The sequence below is a fragment of the Frankia tisae genome, from assembly GCF_025403405.1.
Lineage (GTDB): Bacteria > Actinomycetota > Actinomycetes > Frankiales > Frankiaceae > Frankia > Frankia tisai.
This window is the reverse complement of record NZ_JANEZT010000479.1, coordinates 1-4,217: the sequence shown is the minus strand read 5'-3', so window position 1 is coordinate 4,217 and position 4,217 is coordinate 1. Positions and strand designations below refer to the sequence as shown.

The 4,217-nt window shown below is 72.3% G+C and carries 3 protein-coding genes; all 3 read left to right on the top strand.

The window, feature by feature from the left end; genetic code table 11:
* Positions 1–231: 231 nt before the first annotated feature.
* Positions 232–2,067, top strand: a complete 1,836-nt coding sequence (typA, locus tag NBZ85_RS28400; RefSeq protein ID WP_261560287.1) for a translational GTPase TypA — start codon at positions 232–234, stop codon at positions 2,065–2,067.
* A gap of 151 nt (positions 2,068–2,218) precedes the next feature.
* Positions 2,219–3,100 carry an N-acetyl-1-D-myo-inositol-2-amino-2-deoxy-alpha-D-glucopyranoside deacetylase gene (gene mshB, locus NBZ85_RS28395; RefSeq protein WP_261560291.1) on the top strand — a complete coding sequence of 294 codons (882 nt, stop codon included), beginning with the start codon at positions 2,219–2,221 and terminating at the stop codon, positions 3,098–3,100.
* Positions 3,101–3,200: 100 nt separating this feature from the next.
* Positions 3,201–4,178 carry a S1C family serine protease gene (locus NBZ85_RS28390; RefSeq protein WP_261560284.1) on the top strand — a complete coding sequence of 326 codons (978 nt, stop codon included), beginning with the start codon at positions 3,201–3,203 and terminating at the stop codon, positions 4,176–4,178.
* Positions 4,179–4,217 lie beyond the last annotated feature (39 nt).

Below are 4,217 nucleotides of genomic sequence, written 5' to 3'. Positions count from 1 at the left end.
GGCCGTGGCGGGGCGGACACGCCGGGGCGAGGTGTCCGTACCATGGGCGGTGGCACGAACGTCGCCAGTGCCCGTCTGGCGGGCGCGTCGGCGTGCCTCGGCGCAGATCGGCGTGGCGGAGTTCCGCTGCGGCGTTCGCGTCACCGGTTCCAGCCGGCACCGTCCTTCGCACGGTGCCGTCGTCGTTGTTACGGGGTTGAGAGCCCCACGTCCGCCCCGGAGCGCCCCACCGTGTCCCTTCGTGCCGATCTTCGTAACGTGGCCATCATCGCCCACGTCGACCATGGCAAGACCACGCTCGTCGATGCCATGCTGCGCCAGTCCGGCGCCTTCGGCGAGCACGCTGAGCTCACCGACCGAGTGATGGACTCGATGGACCTCGAGCGCGAGAAGGGCATCACGATTCTCGCGAAGAACACCGCGGTCCGTCACGGCGACATGACGATCAACATCATCGACACCCCCGGCCACGCCGACTTCGGCGGCGAGGTCGAGCGCGGCCTGTCGATGGTCGACGGCGTGCTGCTGCTGGTCGACGCGAGCGAGGGTCCGCTGCCGCAGACCCGCTTCGTGCTGCGCAAGGCACTCGCGGCCCGGCTGCCGGTGGTGCTGGTCATCAACAAGGTGGACCGTTCCGACGCCCGGATCGCCGAGGTCGTCGACGAGGCCTACGAGCTCTTCCTCGACCTCGACGCCGACGAGGAGCAGATCGACTTCCCGATCATCTACTGCAACGCCAAGGCGGGCCGCGCCTCGACGACCCGCCCGGCCGACGGCGCGAGCCCCGACTCGCCGGATCTCAAGCCGCTGTTCGACCTGCTGCTGGAGACCGTCCCGGCGCCGTCGTTCGACCCGGACGCGCCGCTGCAGGCGCTGGTCACCAACCTCGACGCGTCCCCGTACCTCGGCCGCCTCGCGCTGTGCCGGGTGCACAACGGCACGATCAAGCGCGGCCAGCAGGCCACCCTGTGCCGCGCGGACGGCACCCAGCAGCGCGTCAAGATCAGCGAGATGCTGATGACCCAGGCGCTGGACCGGGTGCCCGCCGAGGAGGCCGGGCCGGGCGACATCATCGCCATCGCCGGCATCCCCGACATCACCATCGGCGAGACCCTCGCCGACCTCGACGACCCCCGCCCGCTGCCGGTGATCACCGTTGACGAGCCGTCGATCAGCATGACGATCGGCATCAACACCTCGCCGCTGGCGGGCAGGTCCGGCAAGAAGCTCACCGCCCGGCTGGTGAAGAACCGGCTCGACGCCGAGCTCGTCGGCAACGTGTCCATCCGCGTGCTGCCGACGGAGCGCCCGGACACCTGGGAGGTGCAGGGCCGCGGTGAGCTCCAGCTCGCCGTCCTCGTCGAGCTGATGCGCCGCGAGGAGTTCGAGCTGACCGTCGGCAAGCCACAGGTGGTCACCCGGGTCGTCGACGGCAAGGTGCACGAGCCGGTGGAGCGCCTCACCATCGACGCCCCCGAGGAGTTCCTCGGCACGCTCACCCAGCTCCTCGCGCTGCGCAAGGGCCGGGTCGAGCAGATGGTCAACCACGGCACCGGCTGGATCCGGCTGGAGTACCTGGTCCCCGCCCGCGGGCTGATCGGTTTCCGGACCGAGTTCCTCACCGAGACCCGCGGCACCGGCCTGCTGCACCACGTCTTCGACCGGTACGAGCCCTGGTTCGGCGAGCTGCGGACCCGGGCCACCGGCTCGATGGTTGCCGACCGCAGCGGGGTGGCCACCGGCTACGCGCTGTTCAACCTCCAGGAGCGCGGCACGATGTTCATCGGGCCGACGACGGAGGTCTACGAGGGCATGATCTGCGGCGAGAACTCCCGGGCGGACGACATGGACGTCAACCCGACCAAGGAGAAGAAGCTCACGAACATGCGCTCGTCCACAGGCGACGAGCTGGTCCGGCTCACTCCGCACCGGGTGCTCACCCTCGAGCAGGCGCTGGAGTTCTGCCGCGAGGACGAGTGCGTCGAGGTGACGCCGGGCTTCGTCCGACTCCGCAAGGTGGCGCTCACCGCCGGGGAGCGGGAGAAGCTGCGCTCCCGCCGCCGCTGACCTCCCGCGCGGGGTCGCCGTGTCCGCCTCGGGTGGACGTCGGCGGCCCCGCCGGGACGGGCCTGTGGCCGGGACGGGCCGTAGGGTCGGGATGGTGACATCTGCTACCACGCCGTCGGCCCCGTCCACCCCGCCGGCCGCTCGCCGGCTGATGTTCGTCCACGCCCATCCCGACGACGAGGTGATCTCCACGGGGATCGCCATCGCCTCCTACGCTGCGGCCGCGGACACCTCCGTCACCCTCGTGACCTGCACGTTGGGGGAGGAGGGCGAGGTGCTGGTGCCTGAGCTGACCAACCTGCGGGCGGACCGCGGCGACCAGCTCGGCGGCTACCGGATCGGCGAGCTCGCCGGGTCCTGCGCCGCGCTCGGCATCACCGACCAGCGTTTCCTCGGCGGTCCGGGCCGTTGGCGGGACAGCGGCATGATCGGCACCCCGGCCAACGACCACCCCCGCTGCCTGTGGCGGGCCGATCTGGCCGAGGCCACGGCCGAGCTGGTCCGGATCGTCCGTGACGTCCGGCCGCACGTGCTGGTCAGCTACGACTCGAACGGCGGCTACGGGCATCCCGACCACATTCGGGCCCATCAGGTGACCGCGCGGGCCTTCACCGACGCCGCCGACCCGGCGTTCGCCCCGGGCACCGGTGAGCCATGGCAGGTCGGGAAGCGTTACGAGACGGCGCTGCCCCGCTCGAGCGCGGTCGCGGGCTTCGAGCACTTTCGCGACTCCGACGACCAGGGCAACCCGTTCGCCGGCCTGAAGTCCGTCGACGACCTGGCGATGACGCTCGTCGACGACGCCGACATCACCGCCGAGATCGCCGCGCCCGAGTTCTTCGACGCCAAGATCGCCGCGATGCGGGCGCACCGGACCCAGATGGCCGTCGACGGTTTCTTCTTCGCCCTCGCGGACGGCATCGGCCAGCGGGCGTGGGGCGTGGAGCACTTCGTGCTGGCGGCGGGCACCCGCGGCCCCGGCGACGGGCCGGACGGCCGCGAGCGGGACCTGTTCGCCGGTGTCACCTTCTGACCATCGCGGGAATCGCGCCGGCCTGCCCGCCGTTGGTGCACATGTGCAGCGGTGTAACGCTGTAATCAGTGCACGCACGGGTGCAGGTCCGGGAGGTCGGATGCACGCCAGCAACGAGGGATTTCCCAGCCGGCCAGATGAGCCGCTGGACGCCTACTCGGCGATCGTCACCCGGGTCGCCGCCGCGCTGACCCCGTCGGTGGCCAGCCTGCGGGTACGGACGCAGCGCGGGGCCGGGGCGGGATCGGCCGTGGTGTTCACCGACGACGGTTTCCTGCTCACCTCGGCCCACGTCGTCGAGGGGCATCTCGGCGGCGGTGGCGCCCCGGTCGGGCTCGCCCAGTTCGCGGACGGGACGGAGCGCGAGTTCGACGTCATCGGCGCCGACCCGCTCTCCGACCTCGCCGTGCTGCGCGCCCGCGGGGCGACGCCGCGGGCCGCCCTGCTCGGCGACGCCGCCGGGCTTCAGGTCGGCCAGCTCGTCGTCGCCGTCGGCAACCCGCTCGGGCTGACCGGCAGCGTGACGGCCGGCGTCGTGAGCGCACTCGGCCGGTCGCTGCCGACCCGGGCCGGCTCCGCGGTGCGGGTGGTCGACGAGGTCATCCAGACCGACGCGGCGCTGAACCCGGGCAACTCGGGCGGCGCGCTCGGCACGGCCGACGCCCGGGTGGTCGGGATCAACACCGCCGTCGCCGGGGTGGGGCTGGGGCTTGCCGTCCCCGTCAACGCGGCGACCCGGAAGATCCTCGCCGCGCTCATGCGTTACGGGCGGGTGCGCCGGGCCTACCTTGGCGTGGCCGGGGTCCGGGTCCCGCTGCCGCCGGCCGTCGCGGAGCGCACCGGCCAGAGCCACGGTGTCCGCCTCGCCGAGGTGGCCGTCGACAGCCCGGCGGGCGGCGCGGGCCTGTTCACCGGCGACCTCGTGCTGTCGTTGGACAGGGTTCCCATCGTCACCCCCAGTGATCTCCAGCGGCTGCTGACGGAGGCCACGATCGGCCGCGCGGTGGAGCTGACGGTCTGGCGGCGCGGCGCCATGGTGGACGTCATCGTCGTCCCCCGGGAGCTCGTCACCACCTGAGCCCTTGCGATGCTCCCGGGGGACGACGATGACGTCCAC